The sequence below is a fragment of the Erythrobacter colymbi genome, from assembly GCF_002155685.1.
In the GTDB taxonomy this organism is placed as follows: Bacteria; Pseudomonadota; Alphaproteobacteria; order Sphingomonadales; family Sphingomonadaceae; genus Erythrobacter; species Erythrobacter colymbi.
In genome coordinates this window covers 101,240-120,885 of sequence record NZ_MUYK01000006.1, presented here as the reverse complement: position 1 = coordinate 120,885, position 19,646 = coordinate 101,240, and the positions used below count along the sequence as shown (strand labels likewise).

The 19,646-nt window shown below is 67.2% G+C and carries 21 protein-coding genes; 15 read left to right on the top strand and 6 right to left on the bottom strand.

Going from position 1 to position 19,646, the window contains the following annotated elements; genetic code table 11:
- Positions 1 to 110 precede the first annotated feature (110 nt).
- From ispG to BZF57_RS13500, 6 genes are all read left to right on the top strand, one after another.
- Entirely contained in the window at positions 111 to 1,259 is a 1,149-nt protein-coding gene (ispG, locus tag BZF57_RS13525; RefSeq protein ID WP_086738826.1) for a flavodoxin-dependent (E)-4-hydroxy-3-methylbut-2-enyl-diphosphate synthase, read from the top strand.
- Positions 1,256 to 1,753, top strand: coding sequence for a thioredoxin family protein (locus tag BZF57_RS13520; protein WP_086738824.1), 498 nt, complete (start codon positions 1,256 to 1,258; stop codon positions 1,751 to 1,753). Before ispG ends, BZF57_RS13520 begins: the two co-directional genes overlap by 4 nt.
- Positions 1,750 to 2,295: a manganese efflux pump MntP gene (locus tag BZF57_RS13515; protein ID WP_086738822.1), complete on the top strand. Its 546-nt coding sequence runs from the start codon at positions 1,750 to 1,752 to the stop codon at positions 2,293 to 2,295. Before BZF57_RS13520 ends, BZF57_RS13515 begins: the two co-directional genes overlap by 4 nt.
- 10 nt (positions 2,296 to 2,305) lie before the next feature.
- Positions 2,306 to 3,229 carry a histone deacetylase family protein gene (locus BZF57_RS13510; RefSeq protein WP_086738820.1) on the top strand — a complete coding sequence of 308 codons (924 nt, stop codon included), beginning with the start codon at positions 2,306 to 2,308 and terminating at the stop codon, positions 3,227 to 3,229.
- Positions 3,230 to 3,299: 70 nt separating this feature from the next.
- Entirely contained in the window at positions 3,300 to 4,001 is a 702-nt protein-coding gene (locus BZF57_RS13505) for a murein L,D-transpeptidase catalytic domain-containing protein (RefSeq protein WP_086738818.1), read from the top strand.
- A gap of 3 nt (positions 4,002 to 4,004) precedes the next feature.
- Positions 4,005 to 4,520, top strand: a complete 516-nt coding sequence (locus BZF57_RS13500) for a hypothetical protein (RefSeq protein ID WP_086738816.1) — start codon at positions 4,005 to 4,007, stop codon at positions 4,518 to 4,520.
- Here the strand turns inward: BZF57_RS13500 and BZF57_RS13495 are convergent.
- Positions 4,517 to 5,923 (bottom strand): L,D-transpeptidase family protein, encoded by a 1,407-nt coding sequence (locus BZF57_RS13495; RefSeq protein ID WP_240505987.1) that lies wholly within the window; start codon positions 5,921 to 5,923, stop codon positions 4,517 to 4,519. The genes BZF57_RS13500 and BZF57_RS13495 overlap by 4 nt on opposite strands.
- A gap of 176 nt (positions 5,924 to 6,099) precedes the next feature.
- On the opposite strand from BZF57_RS13495, the gene BZF57_RS13490 reads away from it, so the two are divergent.
- From BZF57_RS13490 to BZF57_RS20815, 6 genes are all read left to right on the top strand, one after another.
- Entirely contained in the window at positions 6,100 to 7,014 is a 915-nt protein-coding gene (locus tag BZF57_RS13490) for a DMT family transporter (protein WP_086738983.1), read from the top strand.
- A gap of 118 nt (positions 7,015 to 7,132) precedes the next feature.
- Complete coding sequence (gene acnA / locus BZF57_RS13485) at positions 7,133 to 9,805, top strand: aconitate hydratase AcnA (protein ID WP_086738814.1); 2,673 nt, start codon at positions 7,133 to 7,135, stop codon at positions 9,803 to 9,805.
- An 8-nt stretch (positions 9,806 to 9,813) separates the two neighbouring features.
- Positions 9,814 to 10,356 carry a rhodanese-like domain-containing protein gene (locus BZF57_RS13480; protein ID WP_086738812.1) on the top strand — a complete coding sequence of 181 codons (543 nt, stop codon included), beginning with the start codon at positions 9,814 to 9,816 and terminating at the stop codon, positions 10,354 to 10,356.
- Between the two features lie 93 nt (positions 10,357 to 10,449).
- Entirely contained in the window at positions 10,450 to 11,109 is a 660-nt protein-coding gene (locus tag BZF57_RS21540; RefSeq protein ID WP_206073265.1) for a hypothetical protein, read from the top strand.
- Between the two features lie 147 nt (positions 11,110 to 11,256).
- Positions 11,257 to 11,556, top strand: a complete 300-nt coding sequence (locus BZF57_RS21535; protein WP_206073264.1) for a hypothetical protein — start codon at positions 11,257 to 11,259, stop codon at positions 11,554 to 11,556.
- Between the two features lie 195 nt (positions 11,557 to 11,751).
- Entirely contained in the window at positions 11,752 to 12,012 is a 261-nt protein-coding gene (locus tag BZF57_RS20815; protein WP_143738501.1) for a hypothetical protein, read from the top strand.
- A gap of 144 nt (positions 12,013 to 12,156) precedes the next feature.
- Here BZF57_RS20815 and ruvB read toward each other — a convergent pair whose 3' ends face one another.
- From ruvB to ruvA, 3 genes are read right to left on the bottom strand one after another with little or no spacing between them, the layout of a single operon-like run.
- Positions 12,157 to 13,185, bottom strand: a complete 1,029-nt coding sequence (gene ruvB, locus BZF57_RS13465) for a Holliday junction branch migration DNA helicase RuvB (RefSeq protein WP_086738810.1) — start codon at positions 13,183 to 13,185, stop codon at positions 12,157 to 12,159.
- Entirely contained in the window at positions 13,182 to 13,640 is a 459-nt protein-coding gene (locus BZF57_RS13460) for a hypothetical protein (protein WP_086738808.1), read from the bottom strand. Before BZF57_RS13460 ends, ruvB begins: the two co-directional genes overlap by 4 nt.
- Positions 13,640 to 14,248 carry a Holliday junction branch migration protein RuvA gene (gene ruvA / locus BZF57_RS13455; RefSeq protein WP_086738806.1) on the bottom strand — a complete coding sequence of 203 codons (609 nt, stop codon included), beginning with the start codon at positions 14,246 to 14,248 and terminating at the stop codon, positions 13,640 to 13,642. The genes BZF57_RS13460 and ruvA overlap by 1 nt, the downstream gene beginning before the upstream one ends.
- Before the next feature lie 79 nt (positions 14,249 to 14,327).
- On the opposite strand from ruvA, the gene aroC reads away from it, so the two are divergent.
- Positions 14,328 to 15,398 (top strand): chorismate synthase, encoded by a 1,071-nt coding sequence (gene aroC, locus BZF57_RS13450; RefSeq protein ID WP_086738803.1) that lies wholly within the window; start codon positions 14,328 to 14,330, stop codon positions 15,396 to 15,398.
- Between the two features lie 3 nt (positions 15,399 to 15,401).
- Here the strand turns inward: aroC and BZF57_RS13445 are convergent, their stop codons facing one another.
- Positions 15,402 to 16,358, bottom strand: a complete 957-nt coding sequence (locus BZF57_RS13445) for an NAD-dependent epimerase/dehydratase family protein (RefSeq protein ID WP_086738801.1) — start codon at positions 16,356 to 16,358, stop codon at positions 15,402 to 15,404.
- A gap of 63 nt (positions 16,359 to 16,421) precedes the next feature.
- Entirely contained in the window at positions 16,422 to 16,694 is a 273-nt protein-coding gene (locus tag BZF57_RS13440) for a hypothetical protein (RefSeq protein WP_086738799.1), read from the bottom strand.
- 436 nt (positions 16,695 to 17,130) lie between these two features.
- Between BZF57_RS13440 and ahpC the strand changes: the two genes are divergently transcribed.
- Both ahpC and ahpF read left to right on the top strand, forming a co-directional pair.
- Entirely contained in the window at positions 17,131 to 17,697 is a 567-nt protein-coding gene (gene ahpC, locus BZF57_RS13435; RefSeq protein ID WP_086738797.1) for an alkyl hydroperoxide reductase subunit C, read from the top strand.
- Positions 17,698 to 17,935: 238 nt separating this feature from the next.
- Complete coding sequence (gene ahpF / locus BZF57_RS13430; RefSeq protein ID WP_086738795.1) at positions 17,936 to 19,525, top strand: alkyl hydroperoxide reductase subunit F; 1,590 nt, start codon at positions 17,936 to 17,938, stop codon at positions 19,523 to 19,525.
- Positions 19,526 to 19,646 lie beyond the last annotated feature (121 nt).

Here is a 19,646-nt window from a genome sequence, read left to right as displayed (position 1 = left end):
GGGGAATGCGGCCTATGCTCCAATATACGACAATTGCGAGAGTTGCAGTTAAGCGCCGCCGCCTGCGCGGGTCATTGCTCCCGCGCGCATTGCGGCCTATATGCGCCCCCATGTCTTCCATCCGTCCGTGGCGCACGATCGAGCGGCGCAAATCGCGCCAGATCATGGTGGGGAATGTCCCCGTTGGCGGTGATGCTCCCATCACCGTGCAGACCATGACCAACACCCCCACCGAAGACGTCAAGGCGACGATCGACCAGATCCGCCGCTGCGAAGAGGTGGGCGCCGACATCATCCGCGTGTCCTGCCCCACGGAAGAATCGACCCGCGATTTCAAGAAGATCACGCGCGCCGCGCGCATTCCCATCGTCGCCGACATCCACTTCCACTACAAGCGCGCGCTCGAAGCGGCCGATGCGGGCGCGGCGTGCCTGCGCATCAACCCGGGCAATATCGGCTCGGCCGACCGCGTCGCCGAAGTGGTGCGTGCCGCCAAAGCCAACGGCTGCGCGATCCGCATCGGGGTGAACGCCGGCAGCCTCGAGAAGGACCTGCTCGAGAAATACGGCGAGCCCTGCCCCGAAGCGCTGATCGAAAGCGCGCTTGATCACATCAAGCTGCTGCAGGATCACGACTTCCACGAATACAAGGTGGCGGTGAAGGCCTCCGATGTGTTCCTCGCGGTCGCGGCCTATCATGGCCTCGCCGAGACGGTCGATTGCCCGCTGCACCTCGGCATCACAGAGGCGGGCGGGCTGATCGGCGGGACGGTCAAGTCGAGCATCGGCATCGGCAGCCTGCTGTGGGCCGGGATCGGCGACACCATCCGTGTCTCGCTGTCTGCGGAGCCGGAACAGGAGATCAAGGTCGGCTTCGAGATGCTGAAGGCTCTCGGCCTCAGAACCCGCGGCGTGCGGGTGGTCTCGTGCCCCTCGTGCTCGCGCCAGGGCTTCGACGTGATCCGCACTGTCGAGACGCTCGAAAAGCGGCTCGAACACATCAAGACCCCCATGAGCCTCTCGGTGCTCGGCTGCGTCGTCAACGGCCCTGGCGAAGCGCGCGAGACCGATATTGGCCTCACCGGCGGCGGCAACGGCAAGCACATGGTCTACCTGTCGGGCATGAAGGCCCACGCCATCGACGACGAGGCGATGCTCGAACACATCGTCAAGCTGGTCGAGGAAAAGGCCGCCGCGATCGAGCGCGGGGAAGCCACCGCCTTCGATCCCCACGCGACCCCCGCCGAAGCCGCAGAGTGATCCGCGCCCTGCTGGCCACCGGCCTCGCGCTGGCGCTCGCCTCCTGTGCGAGCGTGCCTGACGCGCCGGCGCATCCCGAAGCGCGCGCCTATTCCGCCACCGCCGATGCCAGCGCCGATGTCGACGCCGCGCTCGCCCGCGCCGCCGCGAACGGCAAGCGGGTGCTGCTGGTGATGGGCGCGAACTGGTGCCATGACAGCCGCGCGCTTGCCGGATGGCTCGAAACCCCGCGCTTCGCCGCGCTCACCGCCGCGCGCTACGAGGTGGTCTATGTCGACGTCGGCATTCCCCAGACCGGAGAGGGCCGCAATCTCGACATCGCCAAACGCTTCGGCCTCGCGGATGTCCCGGGCACCCCGGCCCTGCTGGTGCTCACGCCCGAAGGCAAGGCGCTGAACCTCGACACCGCTGTCAGCTGGCGCAATGCGGCCAGCCGCAACGAGGACGCCATCCTTGACGAGCTGACCGCGCTCGCCGACAGGCCTGCGCCATGATCGAAGCCCTTCTCCTCGCCCTCGCGCTCGCAATGGACGCCTTTGCCGTCGCGCTGACGCAGGGGGCCAAGTTCCGCCCCTCGCTGCGCGGGGGACTGGCGATCGCGCTCACCTTCGGGGTGTTCCAGGCGCTGATGCCGCTCGCCGGGTGGGCGATCGGGGCGGTGGCGCTGGTCTATGTCGAGGCGGTCGATCACTGGATCGCCTTCGGTCTGCTAGCCTTTCTCGGGGTGCGGATGCTCGGCGGCCATGTCGGCGACGAGGAAGCGAGCCACGCGCTGACCGGGCGCGCGCTGCTGCTGGCGGGCGTGGCGACCAGTATCGATGCGCTTGCCGCCGGGATCACGCTCCCCGCGCTCGGCGTGACGCCGTGGATCGCGGTGGCACTGATCGGGCTTGTCACCTTCGCCATGAGCGGTGCGGGCGTGGTGCTCGGCCGCCGCGCGGGCGATCATCTGGGCGAATGGGCCGAGCGCATCGGCGGCGTGATCCTGATCGGCCTTGGCGTAAAGATCCTCGCCGAGCATTCGGGCTGGATCTGAGGCGGGGGCGATGCTCCACGTCGTCCACCACGCCGATTACATGGCCCCCCGCCCAGAGCGCGGCACCTTCCGTTTCGACAAGTACTGGCTGGTGATGGAGGCGCTGCGGGCGAGTGCTGCGCCGATCACCGAGCACGCCCCCGAGCCGATGCCGCGGGAGTGGCTCGAAGCGGTGCACTGCCCCGACTATGTCGACGAAGTGTTCCGCGCCGAAGTCCCCCGCGCCAAGGAGCGGCGCATTGGCTTCCCCGTCACCCCCGCGATCACCTCACGCGTGCGCCACACCAACGGCGGCACCTGGCTCGCCGCACAACTGGCGCGCACGCACGGCTATGCCGCGAACTCCGCTGCGGGGAGCCACCACGCGCTGCACGATACCGGCGCGGGCTACTGCGTGTTCAACGACCTCGCCGTCACCGCCAACCGCCTGATCGCCGAACGCCACGCCGCCCGCGTGCTGATCGTCGACCTCGACGTGCACCAGGGCGACGGCACGGCAAGCCTCATGGCGGGGCGTGAGGATGTCTTCACGCTTTCGATCCATGCCGAGAAGAATTTTCCCGTGAGGAAGGCCCGCTCCAGTCTCGATATCGGCCTGCCGGACGGGATGGACGACGAGGGCTACATGGCGGTGCTGACCCGACACCTGCCGCAGGTGATCGAAAGCTTCGCGCCCGACTTCGTGCTCTATCAGGCAGGCGTCGATCCGCACGTCGACGACAAACTCGGGCGGCTCGCGTTGAGCGATGCGGGGCTGGCCGCGCGCGACCGCTTCGTCATCACCGAGGCCCGCAAGCGCGCCCTTCCCGTGGCGAGCGCCTTGGGCGGCGGATATGGCGATGATCCGGCCGAGGTCGCCGCGCGCCATGTCGCCTCGATGCTGGCGATGGCGGACGCAAACACCGCATTTCCGGCACCGCCCGCGATGAAGTGAGACTAACCTACGATAGGATGCGCGAGCCCTTATTGGGAACGCAGGCCCTGCGGTTTACGTTACGGAGATAATGAAGCGTCGCGACATCCTGAAAGGCACCCTCGCTGCGGGCGCGGCGCTTGCGCTGCCTTCGCGCCTGTTCGCCTCGGTGATGCCCGGCACCCCGCGCGACCGCATCCTGTTCGAGATCGCCAAGCGCGAGCTGCTGCGCCACGGCAATTCGATCTGGCGGCACGATGTGGTGGGGATCGCCGATTTTGGCCTCCATTCGGCCAAGCCGCGCTTCCACTTCGTCAACCTCGAACGCTCCGAGGTGCAGTCCTATCACGTGTGCCATGGGCAGGGCTCCGACCCGCAGCATGACGGGTGGCTCAAGCAGTTCTCGAACACCGAAGGCTCGAACGCAACCAGCCGCGGGGCCTATGTCACGTGGGAGTGGTACAAGGGCCGCTACGGGACCTCGGTGCGGCTCGGCGGGCTCGACGAGACCAACAGCGCGGCGTTGCAACGCTACATCGTGATGCACCACGCCGACTATGCCGAGGATGCGCACCTCGCCAAGTACGGCCGCCTCGGCCGCTCCAACGGCTGCTTCGCGATGGGGACCGAACAGTTCCGCGAGGCGCTGTTGCACCTGTCGGGCGGGCGTCTGCTCTATGCCGACAGCCTCGGGCTGGAGGAAGACGGCTCGATCCAGCCGCTCCCGCCGCTGGCGATGATCGACCGCCAGCCGCTCGACCTGCCCTCGCGCCCGGTCGCGACCGCGTACTGAGGCATGGCCTACCGCCCGAGTTACGCCGGGTTCGAGCTCAACGTCATTTCGCCGATTGCCGGGGTCCTGCCCGCCAGCTTGCAGGCCGCCGCGATCGGCTCGGCGCTCTCGCTGACGGGATTCGCGATCGCAGGTCTCGGCAGGGGCGATTTCGCGCTCTCTGACATGTCGTTCGCCGTACTGTGGGGCGCGCTCGGTGTCGGCTTGATGATGACCCTCGTCGGCACCGTGTTTTGTGCCTTCTACATCGCCCTGTTCGGCGTGCCGGTCGCGTGGCTGCTGCGCGGCCGGCTGGACACGCCGTTCGGGATGGGCGTGGCTGTGGCGATTGCGGTGGCTGCCGGAACGGTCGCTGCGGGGGTTATCGCTGGCCTCGCGCCACTCAGCACCGAGCATCTGCTGCTGGGCGCGCTGATTTCGGCCTATGCCCTGCCTGCGGCCATTCTCTACCGCCGCGCCGTTCTCGCGGCGCGCAGCTTCAGCCCCTTCGCCGAGCCGGAGCGCGGGCCCGCGGCCTAGGTGTCCTTGAGGTCGTCCTCGATCACGATCACCTCGCTGGTCGGCGCAGCCGAGCGGTTGCGCACACGCGGCTTGTCGAGGCTGGCGAGCACCGGCGCATCGCGGCCATAGATGTCCTTGAAGGTCGACAGCTCGCCGTTGATGTCGGTCGCCATGGTGAAATAGGTGATGTAGGCGGCCCACTGCTTCTGCAGGTTGACGCGGGTGTACTTGCCCGAGGTCGAGATCGCGACCGCTTCCTGCTTGGTCGCACCCTTGCCGAGGATCGCCATCGTCATCGCCAGCTCGAGCGCGCGCTCGGTCCGCACGCAGCCGTGCGAGAGCGCGCGAAAGTCGTTGGCGAACAGGTGGCGCGAGGGCGTGTCATGGAAGAAGATCGCATGCTCGTTGGGCATCTCGAGCTTCATCATGCCGAGCGAGTTGCCCGGCCCGGGCTGCTGCACCACGGTGACATAGCCGTTCGCGCCCTTGGTCGCGACATAGCCGTTGCGCTTGCCCCACGCGGGGTTGGCGAGCACCTTGGCACCCAGCCCCTCGCCCTTCACGATCGACTGCGGCACCGTCCAGGTCGGGTTGAAGATCACGCCCTCGATCGTCTCGGCGAGCTGCGGGGTCGCGGTGCGGCCCGGCTTGCCGACGATCGTGCGGTAGGTGCTGATGATCTTGTTCTTGACCGTCAGCCGCAGCTGGAACTCGGGCACGTTCGTGATGAGGTATTGCGAGCCGAGATCGCGCGCGAGCCAGCGCCAGCGGTCCATGTTGGCGCGGATCAGCTTGCGCTTGGCGACCTGCCCGTCGGAGGTGACGGCCAGCTCCGCCTTGAGGCGCGCATAGTCGGGGTGGGTCGGGTTGAGCTTGGCCAGCGTGCCGGCGATGTCATTGCTCTTGAGCGCGTCGGCCAGCACATTGCCCGAGGGGTTCGCATCGCGGTCCGGATCGACCACGAACCACTGGGTGCGCGCCTCCATCGGGGTGCGCCCGTCGCGCAGGTCCTCGACCAGCCAGACAAAGCTCTGCGAGGCGATCTGGTTGAGCTCGGCCGAGGGGCCGGACGCAATCGCGACCTTGAGCGGCTGGAGATCATAGTCCTTGGGGTCGAGACCCTCGGCCCCGATGCCCTCGATCACCGAGACGAGCTGCTGCGCCTGCGCCACGGTCCAGGTCTGCACCAGCGGCGCGTCGATGCGCAGGCCGCCCTGCACCACCGGCTGCGAGACGGTGGTCTGCGGGAATGCCTGCGTGAAAGCATCCGAGCTCTTGGGAGCCGGAGCGGGGACGGGCGTCGAAGCAGGCGCCGGCTGTGCGCGCGCCGCAGCGCCGTCCTGCGCCAGCGCTGCCGTAGCGGTTGCCACCAGCGCGGCAATGGCCACGCCGCCCGCCAGTTTGCCCGAGAACCTCATCATTACCTGTCTTGCCTTTTCGCCCCGTGCGCGCCGCAAACCGGCCGCACCATCGTTACCGCGATCTTACCCGCAGCGCCCTGCCCCTATCAACCACCTTGGCTTTCACCTGCATTAATGTTCACACCCCTGTGACTTCCGGTGTGACCTTCGCGCCGCGGGCGACTATGGACGCGGTCATGCCGTTCCGGAACCACGCCTTGCTGCCCTTCGCCGTCGCGCTGCTGGGAGTCGGCTTCCTGTCGCTGATGGACGCCTTCATGAAGACCGCCGCGCTGCTGGTCGGCGCCTATACGGCGACCGTGCTGCGCGCCTTCATGGGCGCAGGCCTGATCGCGCCCCTGTGGCTCGCCCGCGGCGGGCGGATGCCCTCGCAGGCGGTGTGGAAGCTGCATCTCGAGCGCGGGGTGGTCTCGGCCTTCATGGCGCTGACCTTCTTCTACTCGATCACCGTCCTGCCGCTGGCCGAGGCGATCGCGCTCAGCTTCATTGCCCCGCTGATCGCGCTCTACCTCGCCCGCGTGCTGCTGGGCGAGACGATCAGCCGCCACGCAATCGGGGCGAGCGTGCTCGGCTTTGCGGGGACGCTGGTGATCGTTGGCGGGCGCGTGGGGCAAGGGCAGTTCGATGCGGAGGCGGCGCTGGGCGTTGCCTCGCTGTTCGTCTCGGCGCTGCTCTATGCCTACAATTTCATCGTCATCCGGCGGCAGGCGCAGGTCGCCGGACCGATGGAGATCGCGACCTTCCACAGCGCGGTCAGCGGGGTCGTGCTGCTCACGCTTGCCCCGTTCTTCTGGGAGATGCCGCACCCCGACGCGCTGCTGCCGCTCGGCGTGGCGGCGCTGCTGACCGTGTGCGGCTCCACCGCCATCGCCTGGGCCTATGCCCGCGCCGAGGCCAATGTGCTGGTGCCGACCGAGTATTCGGGCTTCGTCTGGGCGGCGCTGTTCGGCTGGCTGTTTTTCCGCGAGGCGGTGACGTGGCCGACGCTCGCGGGAACCGCGCTGATCGTCACCGGCTGCTGGATCGCCGCCCGTGCGCCGCGCCCCGCACCTGACGCCGCGCCCGAGTGCCCTAGCGTCACCGCGACCTGAGACAAAAGCCGTAGTCCTCACCCCCTTGACCTCGCGCGCGTGTGCGCGCAGGAGCGCGGGCATATACCGCGCCCTTGGTGGATCGGGGGCGGGCCAATCGAAAGGACGGAACCCTCCCATGACCGCAATCGGCCAGGACTCGCTCGGCACCCGCCAGATGCTTGACGTTAACGGCAAGCAGTATGCCTATTACTCGCTCGCGAAAGCCGCAGAGCAGCTGGGCGACATCAGCAAGCTGCCGATTTCGATGAAGGTGCTGCTCGAAAACCTGCTGCGCTTCGAGGACGGCGGCTTCACGGTCGATCGCTCGCACATCCAGGCGCTGGTCGACTGGCAGAAGAACCCCACCACCGGCGAGGAAATCCAGTACCGCCCGGCGCGCGTGCTGCTTCAGGACTTCACCGGCGTGCCCTGCGTGGTCGACCTGGCGGCCATGCGCGATGCGATCAAGAAGCTCGGCGGCGATACCGCCAAGATCAACCCGCTGGTCCCTGTGAACCTCGTGATCGACCACTCGGTGATGGTCGACGAATTCGGCCACCCCAAGGCGATGGAAGCCAACATGGCGCTCGAATACGAGCGCAATGCCGAGCGCTACGACTTCCTCAAGTGGGGCTCGAAGAGCTTCCAGAACTTCACCGCCGTGCCCCCGGGCACCGGGATCTGCCACCAGGTGAACCTCGAACACCTCGCCCGCGCGGTGTGGTCGTCGGAAGGCCCTGACGGCGTGACCGTGGCCTATCCCGATACCTGCGTCGGCACCGACAGCCACACCACCATGATCAACGGCCTCGGCGTGCTGGGCTGGGGCGTGGGCGGGATCGAGGCGGAAGCCGCGATGCTCGGTCAGCCGGTCTCGATGCTGATCCCCGAAGTGGTCGGCTTCTACCTCGAAGGCGCGATGGCCGAAGGCGTGACCGCGACCGACCTTGTGCTGACCTGCGTGCAGATGCTCCGCAACGTCGGCGTCGTCGGCCGCTTCGTCGAATTCTACGGCCCGGGCGTCGCCAACCTCACCCTCGCCGACCGCGCGACCATCGCCAACATGGCCCCCGAATACGGCGCGACCTGCGGCTTCTTCGGGATCGACGACAAGACCCTCGATTACCTGCGCCTCACTGGCCGCAGCGAGGAAACCATCGCGCTGGTCGAAGCCTATGCCAAGGCGCAGGGCATGTGGTTCGATCCCGCCAACGAGCCGGTCTTCACCAAGACCCTGTCGCTCGACATGGCGGCCGTCGTCCCCAGCCTCGCCGGCCCCAAGCGCCCGCAGGACAAGGTGATCCTCCAGGAGGTCGACGACCTGTTCAATTCCGACCTCACGAAGGTCTACGGCAAGAGCGCCCCGGCGCGTGTCGGCGTCGAGGGCAAGGACCACGACATCGGTGACGGCGACGTGGTGATCGCGGCGATCACTTCCTGCACCAACACCTCGAACCCCGACGTGCTGATCGCCGCCGGCCTCGTCGCCAAGAAGGCGAACGAGAAGGGTCTTAAGCCCAAGCCGTGGGTCAAGACCTCGCTGGCACCGGGCTCGCAGGTGGTGACCGACTACCTCGTGAAGTCGGGCCTGCAGGAGCACCTCGATGCGGTCGGCTTCGACCTCGTCGGCTATGGCTGCACCACCTGCATCGGCAACTCCGGGCCGCTGGCGGCACCGATCAGCGCCGCGATCAACGGCAATGACATCGTCGCCGCCTCGGTGCTCTCGGGCAACCGCAACTTCGAGGGCCGCGTCAGCCCCGACGTGCGCGCCAACTTCCTCGCCTCGCCGCCGCTGGTGGTAGCCTATGCGCTGAAAGGCACCGTGACCGAGGACATTACCACCACCCCGATCGGCCACGACCAGAACGGCGCGCCCGTCATGCTCGCCGACCTGTGGCCGACCAACGCGGAAATCGCCGAGCACCGCGCCGCCAATATCGACCGCTCGATGTTCGAAACCCGCTACGCCAACGTCTATGACGGGGACGAGCACTGGCAGGCGATCACCGTCGCCCCGTCGGACACCTACACCTGGCGCGCCGGTTCGACCTACGTCGCCAACCCGCCCTATTTCGAGGGCATGACCATGACCCCGGCGCCGATCACCGACATCGTCGATGCCAAGCCGTTGGCGATCCTCGGCGATTCGGTCACCACCGACCACATCTCGCCGGCCGGCTCGATCAAGGAAGACAGCCCCGCGGGCAAGTTCCTGATGAGCAATCAGGTCACCAAGAAGGACTTCAACTCCTACGGCTCGCGCCGTGGCCACCACGAAGTGATGATGCGCGGCACCTTCGCCAACATCCGCATCAAGAACGAGATGGTCCCGGGCGTCGAAGGCGGCTTCTCGACCTACGCGGGCGAGACCATGCCAATCTACGACGCGGCGATGAAGCACAAGGAAGACGGCACGCCGCTCGTGGTGATCGGCGGCAAGGAATACGGCACCGGCTCCTCGCGCGACTGGGCGGCCAAGGGAACGATCCTGCTCGGCGTGCGGATGGTGATCGTCGAAAGCTTCGAGCGCATCCACCGCTCGAACCTCGTCGGCATGGGCGTGCTGCCGCTGCAGTTCAAGGAAGGCGACACCCGCCAGACCCTCGGCCTTGCGGCGACCGACACCTTCTCGATCCGTGGTCTGGCTGACCTCGTGCCGGGTCAGGACGTCACCGTCGAAGTCACCCGCGAGGATGGCACGCAGTTCAGCTTCACCGCCCTGTGTCGCATCGATACCGCAAACGAAATGGAATATTACCGCCACGGCGGCATTCTCCATTACGTTCTGCGCAAACTTGCGGCATAAGGAGAGGCATGACGCGCGGTCGCACCGTATCTTCTTGGGCTCTTCTTCTGTCCCCCGCCCTGCCGCTGGCGCCGCTGCTGCTGGCGCTTTCGGCCTGCGGGGGCGAGCCGAGCGAGAATAGCGGCAAGCGTGATGCCCCTTCGGCCCCGCTCGGTTTCGAGCTGGCCTTTGCAGGCACGGCGGCGGATGGTTCGGCCGAACCCGCCGCCGATGCCGCCCCCGCCGAACCGCTGGTGCCGCTGACCCCCGAGGAACTCGCCGCGCGGATCAAGGCGGGCAATGTCCGCCTGATCGACGTGCGCACCGATGCCGAAGTGGCGGAGGGCACGATCCCGGGCGCAGAGCACATCGCGCTCGACCGCTTCAATGCCGAGAAGCTCGACCTGTCGGACGGGCGCGAGGTGGTGCTCTACTGCCGTTCGGGCCGCCGCTCGGCGATCGCGGCAGAGAAGCTCGCCGAAGTGACGGGCAAGCCGGTCGAGCATCTTGAGGGCGGGATCCTCGCCTGGGAAGCCGCGGGCCAGCCGGTCGACAAGCCGGACGCGAAGTAAGCCGCAAGGCAAATCATAGCGCGCAAACGAAAAGGGCGGCCCCGCAAGGCCGCCCTTTCGTTTTGCGCGTGGTGCCCTGCTCAGCCGACCAGCTTGCGGCGTCCGAGGATCGCAGCGGCGGCAAGGCCGAACAGGATCGTCATCGGCGGGGCCGGCACGTCGTGGCCACCCGAGGAGCCGCTGCTGCTGCTCGACGAGGAGGAGGAAGACGATGAGGACGACGAGCTGCTGCTGCCGCTCGACGAGCTCGATCCCGAAGACCCGCTGCTGCTGCCCGAGGAAGACGAGGAGCTGCTGCTCGACGACGACGAGGACGACGAGCCCGAGGTGCTGGTGCTGCTGGTCATGTCGCCCGACGAACCGCCGCTGGTCGCCCCGCCCGAGGACGAGGACGAGCTGCTGCCCGAGGAGGACGACGACGAGCTGCCGCTCGACGAACCCGAGGACGACGAACCCGATCCGCCCGAGCTGGTGCCCGGCTTGCCACTGCTCCCGCCCGACGAGGACGAGGAGGAGGAAGACGACGAGGACGAAGACGAACTCGACGAGGAAGACGAAGACGACGAGCCCGAGCTCGACACCGCGCCGGTCGACGAGCTGACATTGCCCGAGGAGCTCGACACATTGCCCGACGAGCTGACGTTACCCGACGAGGACGAGACCTGGCCGGTCGAGCTCGACACGTTGCCCGACGAGGACACCTGCCCGGTCGAGGACGAGACATTGCCCGACGAGCTGGTGCTCGACACCTGACCGGTGCTGCTGCTGACCGCGCCGGTGCTGCTGGTGCTCGACACCTGGCCGGTGCTGCTCGAGACCTGGCCCGTGCTGCTGGAAACCTGCCCGGTGCTGCTCGACACCTGACCGGTCGACGAGGTCACCACGCCCGAGGACGAGGTGGTGGTCGAGCTGAACTGGCCCGAGGACGAGGTCGTCGAGGTCGAATTGTCGATGTCGATATCGATCACCACGCCGCTCGAACCGCTGCTCGAACCGCTGGTGCTGCCCGAGGTCGAGGTGGTGGTGGAGACCGAAACGTCGCCCGAGGACGAACCGCCACCGCCGAAGAAGCCGCCGAAGAAGCCCCCGCCGAAGCCGAGACCGCCACCGAAGCCGCCGCCGAAACCGCCACCCCAGCCGCCGCCCGGGCCACCGCCGCCCGAAATCGGCGGAAGCGGCGGAAGCGGTGCGGGCATGTAGGCGATCTGCGCGAGCGGCGGGCACGCGGCCGCATCGTAATAGGCATTCACCGCGCCCGCAGGCAGGCTCGCAGCACCGCCCTGACCGGCCGGGCCGACCGGCTGGCATTCCACCGTGCGCTCGACGATGCGGCGGCGGCGCTCCTCCGGAACCGCGATCACCCGCTCGCGCGTCGTCTTGATGTAGCGCGCGCCGGTGACCGGATCGACCTGGATCAGCTTGCCGTCGATCTTGGTCGCGAAGTCGGGCTGGTCGGTGTTCATCGGCTCGGCCATGCGCACCGCGCCGCCTTGCAACAATGCGACACCCGCCGCAGCGGCGGACAGCTTCGCGATGGCCAGTTTGAGCGACATGGTCGTATACCCTGTTTGCCTGGGAGGGGCGCGGGGTGGCCGCAATTCCTCCAAATCCAGCTTTCTTTTGATGGCAGAAGCCGGACAGGGGCAATCGGGTTAACCAAGCAGCGGCCCGGGAAGTGGCCGGAATCGCCCCGGAATCGCGGGATTTCGGGCAGGCTGTCCCGAACTGGCACCGAAAAAGGGGGTGCCGTTAGCCGATTGGTTAACGCGCGGGGGCCGCCGATTGCCGGGCGGCGGCGACTCAGTCTTCGAACAGGCCGGACTGGGCCGGGGGTGATTCTCTGGGCGGGGTCATTTCGAGATGCGCCCATCCGGCATCGTTGAGAACGCGCCCCCTAGCCGTGCGCGCGACGAGGCCGAGCTGGATCAGATAGGGCTCGACCACCTCCTCGACCGTGTCGCGCGGCTCGGCGAGGCCAGCCGCCAGCGTCTCGATCCCCACCGGGCCGCCCTTGTAGGTGGTGGCGATCATGGTGAGGTAGCGGCGGTCCATCAGGTCGAGACCGAGGCGGTCGATCTCGAGCCGGGTGAGCGCCTCGTCGGCCACATGGCGGGTGACGGTGCTGCTGCCCGCAACATCGGCGAAGTCGCGCACACGGCGGAGCAGGCGTCCGGCCACACGCGGCGTCCCGCGCGAGCGGCGGGCGATCTCGTGCGCACCGTCGGGCGCGATGGCGAGGCCCATCAGCCCCGCCGCGCGGGTGACCACGCGCTCCAGCTCCTCGTGGGTGTAGAAGTTGAGCCTGACGGGAATGCCGAAGCGGTCGCGCAGCGGCGTGGTCAGCAGGCCTTGGCGCGTGGTCGCCCCGATCAGGGTGAAAGGCGGAAGGTCGATGCGTACAGAGCGCGCCGAGGGCCCCTCGCCGATGATGAGATCGAGCGCGCGGTCCTCCATCGCGGGATAGAGCACCTCCTCGACCACAGGCGAGAGGCGGTGGATCTCGTCGATGAACAGCACGTCATGCGGTTCGAGATTGGTCAGCAGCGCGGCGAGATCGCCCGCCTTGGCGATGACGGGGCCGGAGGTGGCGCGGAAACCGACGCCGAGCTCGCCCGCGATGATCTGCGCCAGCGTGGTCTTGCCGAGGCCGGGAGGGCCGAAGAACAAGGTATGGTCCATCGCCTCCCCCCGCGCGCGCGCGGCCGCGATGAAGACGGCGAGGTTCCCCTTGGCGGCTTCCTGCCCGACGAACTCGGCAAGGCGACGCGGGCGCAGGGCCGCGTCGGGGTCGCCGGGTTGGCGGGTGGGGGAGTGGAGGGGGTCAGTCAAGCGCTATACCCTACTGCATCCAACCGTGACCGTGCCGCATCCAGAGTAGTCTGCTCAAACTTGTCGGGAAACTTCAGCGCGACGGCCTCGAAAGAGAGGTCAAGCATATCTCGGTCGAGCAACATCTGGAATCCATCGGATGGTGGTCCGGTCACAAGGTCTGCGACACACCGGACTTCGCCATGCCGTGCGATTTTCTGGCGAGTTCGGGCGAGAAGAATGGTTTTCCCGCGCTCCTGCTTCAAAACGTCCTCGAGCGCGTAAATCGACTGCCAGACTGCGTGCTCAAGAGTACCGGGTTTCTCTGCGGGGAGCACCTCGTAAAGCCGAAGGCGCGCGGCCAAAGCCAGGGAAGGCTCGCCACCTGCCTCGGCGTTCTTGGCAATCTGCCTCAGCTTATCTGGTTCGGCACAGCGGGCGACAAACTCCATCATTTTGGAAACCTGATTATGCATCACCCAGCCGCCTTCTTCAGCGCCACGCGGATGAGATCGCCCTCGCTCGCACCCTCGCCCAACTCCTCCAAAGCCCGCGCCACGGCTTGCGCCGCCACCGCAGGCTTGAAGCCGAGGTTTTCGAGAGCGCTCGCCGCGTCCGCGCCTTTGCTACCTGCGGGGGCGGCGGCAGCCGAGACGGCAAACCCGCCCGAGCCGCCCGGCATCCCGCCGGCCTTGTCCTTGAGCTCGTTGACGATCCGGCCCGCCAGCTTCGGCCCCACGCCTTGCGCCCGCGCGACCATCGCCGCGTCGCCGCGCCCGCAGGCGTCGCGCAGTTCTCCGGTCGAGAGCGCGGAGAGGATTGCGAGGCCGACCTTGCTCCCCACCCCCTGCACGCCCGTAAGCAGGCGGAACCAGTCGCGCTCGGAAGCCTCCGCAAAGCCCAGCAGGCGCATGTCGTTCTCGCTCACCTGCAATTCGGTGTGGACGGTGCAGGCCTCGCCCACTTCGCCCAGCGCTGCCAGCGTGCGGCTGGAGCAATGGACGAGGTAGCCCACCCCGCCCACATCGACCACGGCCCAGTCCTCGCCGGTCGCATCCAGTCTGCCCGATAGCTTCGCGATCATGGTTTGTTCCTGCCCCAAGCCGCAAACGGCGTCCAGCCTTTATGGACAGATGCCCACACTTGCGCCAGATGGCACTCCCATGAGCTGGAACACCTTCGGGCGCGTGCTGCGCTTCACCACCTGGGGAGAGAGCCACGGGCCCGCATTGGGCGCGGTCGTCGACGGGTGCCCGCCGGGGCTCGCGATCAGCGAGGAGTTCATCCAGCCCTTCCTTGATGCGCGCAAGCCCGGCACCAGCCGCTTCACCACCCAGCGGCGCGAGGACGATCTGGTGCGGATCCTCTCCGGAGTGTTCGAGGGCAAGACCACCGGCACGCCGATCAGCCTGATGATCGAGAACACCGACCAGCGCAGCAAGGACTATAGCGAGATCGCCCAGCGCTATCGCCCGGGCCATGCCGACTACGCCTATGACGCCAAGTACGGCATCCGTGACTATCGCGGCGGCGGGCGCTCCTCGGCGCGCGAGACGGCGGCGCGGGTCGCGGCGGGCGCGGTGGCGCGGCTGGTGATCCCCGAGGTGACGATCACCGCCTATGTCTGCGAACTCGGCGGCGACCGGATCGACCCGGCCAACATCGACTACGCCGAGATCGCCAACAACCCCTTCTTCTGCCCCGACCCCGCTGCCGCCAAGCGCTGGGAGGAGAAGGTCGATGCCGCGCGCAAGGCCGGATCGTCATTGGGCGCGATCGTCGAATGCGTCGCCACCGGCGTCCCTGCCGGCTGGGGCGCGCCGATCTACGCCAAGCTCGACAGCGATCTGGCCGCCGCGATGATGAGCATCAACGCGGTCAAGGGCGTCGAAATCGGCGACGGTTTCGAGGCCGCGCGCCTCTCGGGCGAGGAAAACGCCGACCGGATGCGCCCCGGTGCGGACGGCAAGCCCGAATTCCTCGCCAACCATGCGGGCGGCACGGCAGGCGGCATCTCGACCGGGCAGCCGGTGGTGTGCCGCGTCGCCTTCAAGCCGACCTCCTCGATCCTGACGCCTGTGGAGTCGATCAACTCGGCAGGCGAGGCGGTGGAGGTTGTCACCAAGGGCCGCCACGACCCCTGCGTCGGCATCCGCGGCACCCCCGTCGTCGAGGCGATGATGGCGCTGGTGCTGGCCGACCACAAGCTGCTGCACCGCGCTCAGGTCGGCTGACGATCAGCGCCCCAGCTCCTTGGGCGGGACGTAAGCGGGATCGTGGGTGAAGGGCAGCGGGCCGCACGCCTTCAGCGCAGCCAGCACCGCCGCGAAGTCCGTCGAACAGCGGAAGCCGAGGTCGCGTTCGATGGCAGAAGGATCGTAGACCCGCCCGATGCTCTGCGGCAGCACCCGGCCGCGCGCGGCATAGAGGGCGGGGGCATCGGGGAAGCGCTCGGCGACAAGGCCCGCCGCATCCGTCTTGAGCCGTGCGGCGTCGGCGTTGGTGAAGGGGGGCGGGGCGCTCACGACATAGATGCCCCATCCCACCCGCGGCGCGGCCTCGAGCGCGGCGATGTGGGCGGCGGCGCAGTCCTCGACTGTCAGACGGCGGTTGAGGAACTCGTTCGCCTTGAGGTTCTCGCCCGCGGGGACGGCGTGGGTGTCGTCATCCTCGGGAAAGAAGCGCGCGACGCGCAGGGCGATAACCGGCAATCCGTGGAGGTCGTGCCACAAGCGGCACAGCTCCTCGGCCGAGCGCTTGGTGACGCCGTAGATGTTGCGCGGCGCCAGCGGCCCGGAGGTCTCGTCGAGCCACACCGCCGCATCGCCCGCCTCGGCGCGGATCGCGCGGGTGATCATCAGCGAGGTGGTGGAGGTGAAGACGAAGCGGTCCGCGCCGTGCCGCACCGCCGCCTCGAGCAGATTGAGCGTGCCAGTGACATTGACGTCGATGAAGGCCTGCGCGGGGTAGCGGACGATGTCGGGCTTGTGCAGCGCGCCGGCGTGGATCACGCCTTCGAAGCGGTGCGCGGCGAACAGGTGCCCGACCAGCGCGGCATCGGCGACGCTGCCGATCGTGTCGGTGTGCGCCCCCGGTGCGATGTCGAGCCCGTGAAGGTCATGCCCGGCGGCGCGCAGCATCGGCGCGAGGAAACGGCCGAGCCAGCCTGACGCGCCTGTCAGCAGAATTCGCATGGACAGCGGGATAGCAGCGAGCCCGCGACGGGCAAGGGGGCAGGCAAGCGCCTGCGCCGCGCGTCAGGCGCAGCAGGTGCAGCCCGCCTTGGCCGCACCGACGATCGCGGTGCGCAGGGCATGGGCGAGCTTTCCTTCGGAAACCTCGTCCATAACCGCGCGCTTGATCGCGACGATCTGCTCATTGGCGGGGCCGATTTCATTGAAGGCCGATTGCACGATACCCAGCACATCCATGCTCGATAAACCGATGGTATTCTGCCCCGCCTCGAGCCGCGAACCGTCGAAATCGAACGCGACCGGCGCAATGGCAGGCTTGGCATATTCCTCGGACATCCGGTTACTTTCGCATTTGTAAAGTTATTGGCCCCCGCCTTACGGACTTTCATTGCATATCGGGGCGTCAGTTGCAAATTTTACGATAGTTAGCCGATTGATAATATTACTTTTTGTTTTTCAATTCTTGGAATTATTGAAACAATATTATTGCGCAACCGTTTGCATGGCACCGCGCCTCTGACGCGATTACAGCGAGATCGCGATTTATGGCGCTTTCAGCACGCTTTGTCGCACACAAGAATAACATGGGTTAGATACCGGATGGCGCGGGCGGCTCGCCCATATTAGCGAAAATCCGATTGGTTCCCGCCCCACAGATTGAAAAAAGCGATTTTCGCAATCGCACAAATCCACTTTTGTGCAGCGCAAAACTTCCTATTTGGGCACCGTCAGTTTCAACCCTCTCAACCACCCGACAAAAGGACAAACTCCCATGGGTATCATCGGTTCGACCCTCAAGCCGTTCACCGCCACCGCCTTCCAGAAGGGCAAGGACTTCTTCACCGTCACCGACGCCGATCTCGCCGGCAAGTGGTCGGTGTTCTTCTTCTACCCGGCCGACTTCACCTTCGTGTGCCCGACCGAGCTGGAAGACATGGGCGAAAAGTACGGCACGCTGCAGGCGATGGGCGTGGAAGTCTATGCCGTCTCGACCGACACGCACTTCAGCCACAAGGCCTGGAGCGACACCTCGGACAAGATCGGCAAGCTGACCTTCCCGTTCCTGGGCGACCAGAACCACGTGCTGTCGAACAACTTCGGCGTGCTGCGTGAAGGCGTCGGCCTTGCCGACCGCGCGACCTTCGTGGTCGATCCGGACGGCGTGATCCAGATCATGGAAATCACCTGCGAAGGCGTCGGCCGCAATGCCAACGAACTGACCCGCAAGATCAAGGCCGCGCAGTACGTGCGCGCCAACCCCGGTCAGGTCTGCCCGGCGGCGTGGGAAGAAGGCGCGGAGACCCTCGCCCCCTCGCTCGACCTGGTCGGCAAGATCTAAGGCCACACGGCCACACCCTCGGCAGGCGCGGGAGCCTCTCCCCTCCCCCCAAGGCTCCGCGCCGGCCGCAAATCCCGAGAGCCATTCAAAGAGCCCTCGGGTCGTAGCCGGGACCGGATGTCCCCCGCCCCACCTCCCCCCTTTGCGGGCGGCGGCGGCATCCGGTCCCGCGTTACCCGATACCCGGATCACATCCCCATTGACCCGCGCGGCCTCTCCCCGCGCCCGGAGGACACCCATGCTCGACGCCGCCATGCAGGCCCAGCTCAAGACCTATCTCGGCAACCTTCGCGAAGGGATAGAACTGGTCGCCTCGCTGGATGACAGCGAGAAGTCGCGCCAGACCCGCCAGCTGATCGAACAGATCGCATCGCTCCACGACCTCGTCACCGCGCGCTTCGACGGCACCGACGCCCGCAAGCCCAGCTTCGTCATTCGCCGCGCGAGCGATGCGGAAAAATGGGTGCGTTTCGCCGGCCTGCCGATGGGCCACGAATTCACTTCGCTCGTCCTCGCCCTGCTGTGGGCCGGCGGCCACCCGCCCAAGGTCGATGCCGACCTGATCGAGCAGGTGCGCGCGCTGGAAGGCGACTACCACTTCGAGATGTTCTTCTCGCTGTCGTGCCACAACTGCCCCGACGTGGTGCAGGCGCTGACGCTGATGGCGCTCGAGAACCCGCGCATCACCGCGACCCTGATCGAGGGCGGCACCTTCCAGGAGGAAGTCGAGCGCCGCGACATCATGGCCGTGCCCGCGACCTTCCTCAACGGCGAGCCGTTCTACAACGGCAAGATGGAGCTGGCCGAGATCCTGTCGAAGCTCGACACCAATGCCGATGCGAAGCAGGCCGAAAAGCTCGCCGCCAAGGCGCCGTTCGAGGTGCTGGTGATCGGCGGCGGCCCGGCGGGCGCGGCGGCGGCGGTTTATACCGCGCGCAAGGGCTTCCGCACCGGCATCGCCGCCGAACGCTTCGGCGGGCAGCTGATGGACACGCTCGGGATCGAGAACCTCCCCGGCACACCCTATACCGAGGGCCCGAAGCTGACCGACAGCCTCAAGAAGCACGTCGGCGAGTATGACATCGACCTGATGGACCTCGCCCGCGCGGTGGAGCTGCGCGCGGCGAAGGACGTGGGCGGCTATCATGAAGTCGTGATGGCGAACGGCGCCACCCTCAAGGCGCGTTCGCTGATCCTCTCCACCGGCGCGCGCTGGCGCAATCTCGGCGTGCCGGGCGAGGCGGAGTATCGCAACAAGGGCGTGGCCTATTGCCCGCACTGCGATGGCCCCCTGTTCAAGGGCAAGCGCATCGCGGTGATCGGCGGCGGCAACTCCGGCGTCGAAGCGGCGATCGACCTTGCGATGATCGTCGGCCACGTCACCCTGATCGAGTTCGACACCAAGCTGCGCGCCGACGAGGTGCTCCAGCGCAAGCTGCGCTCGCTCCCGAATGTCGAGATCGTCACCAACGGCCAGACCACCGAAATCCTCGGCGCGAACGGCAAGGTCAGCGGCCTCGTGGTCAAGAACCGCGCCAATGGTGACGAGCGCCGGATCGATCTGGAGGGCGTGTTCGTCCAGATCGGCCTCGTCCCCAACACCGAATGGCTGCGCGAGACGGGTCTGGAGCTGTCGAAGTTCGGCGAGATCGTCACCGACGATCACGGCGCAACCAACATCCCCGGCATCTACGCCGCGGGCGACTGCACCACCGTGCCGCACAAGCAGATCGTCGTCGCGATGGGCGAAGGCGCGAAGGCGGGCCTGGGCGCGTTCGACTTCCTGATCCGGAATGAGCCGGTGGAGGAAGTCGCGCAGGCTGCGTAAGCTACATTCCCACCCCTAACCCCTCCCGCAAGCGGGAGGGGGACTGGTGGCGCTGATACTCCCCTCCCGCTTGCGGGAGGGGTTAGGGATGGGCCTGAAAAAGGCTCGTCCCTTTTTCATG